Genomic DNA, 676 nt, shown 5'->3' on the forward strand with positions numbered 1-676 from the left:
GTCCCCTAGGGGGTCACGGATGCGAACGGGGCACGGGCCCGGGGAACCTGTCTTCATGCGCAGATATCCGGTCGTCAAGCACGTACCGTTCGGATCAGAGGAGAAGGAAGCCCGCCGCATGGCCGACCTGGACTATGGGTGGCGTCTCCGCGAGGTCATGGCTGAGCGCGGCATGTTCTCCACGACGGAACTGCGTCCGCTGCTGGCCGCTCGCGGCGTCGAACTGTCGGCGAGCCAGGTGTACCGGCTCGTGGTCGACAAGCCGGAGCGGCTGAACCTCCGCACGCTGATGGCGTTGCTGGACATCCTCGACTGCGCGATGGACGACCTGATCAAGCCGCCGTCCACGCGGGCCCCGCATCGACCGGAGTGACGCGGAGTACCGCCTCACTGACGGTGCGGGAGTCGTCGCAAGGTGAGCGTGTGGTTCGCGTACCCGGGCGGTGCCCCGGGTCTTCCTAGGGAGACTGCCCAGGCTGTCCCTGATGCGGCCGCGCCACGTGTCCGCACAGAGTTGTTGTGTCGGCGAAGGGTGTCCACCGGCGGGCTGAACGGAGGGGTCATGGCGGTCGAGCAGATGATTCGGGGGCGGAGCGGCGACCTGGGGCGTACTCCCGGCACGGTCGGTGATCTCCCGCTCCGCGGCCGTGACTCCGAGCTGGGACTGCTGCTGGAG

The 676-nt window shown here is 68.3% G+C and carries 1 protein-coding gene; it reads left to right on the forward strand.

Going from position 1 to position 676, the window contains the following annotated elements; all coding sequences use genetic code 11:
- Nucleotides 1-55: 55 nt before the first annotated feature.
- Nucleotides 56-373: a helix-turn-helix domain-containing protein gene (locus ETD96_RS44215; protein ID WP_205719778.1), complete on the forward strand. Its 318-nt coding sequence runs from the start codon at nucleotides 56-58 to the stop codon at nucleotides 371-373.
- The last annotated feature ends 303 nt before the right edge of the window (nucleotides 374-676 follow it).

The organism is Actinomadura geliboluensis (assembly GCF_005889745.1).
GTDB classification, from domain to species: Bacteria; Actinomycetota; Actinomycetes; order Streptosporangiales; family Streptosporangiaceae; genus Spirillospora; species Spirillospora geliboluensis.

Bases quoted from the DNA above. Each gene is read 5' to 3' on its own strand.
- ETD96_RS44215 (WP_205719778.1), top strand. From the start codon at position 56: ATGCGCAGATATCCGGTCGTCAAGCACGTACCGTTCGGATCAGAGGAG.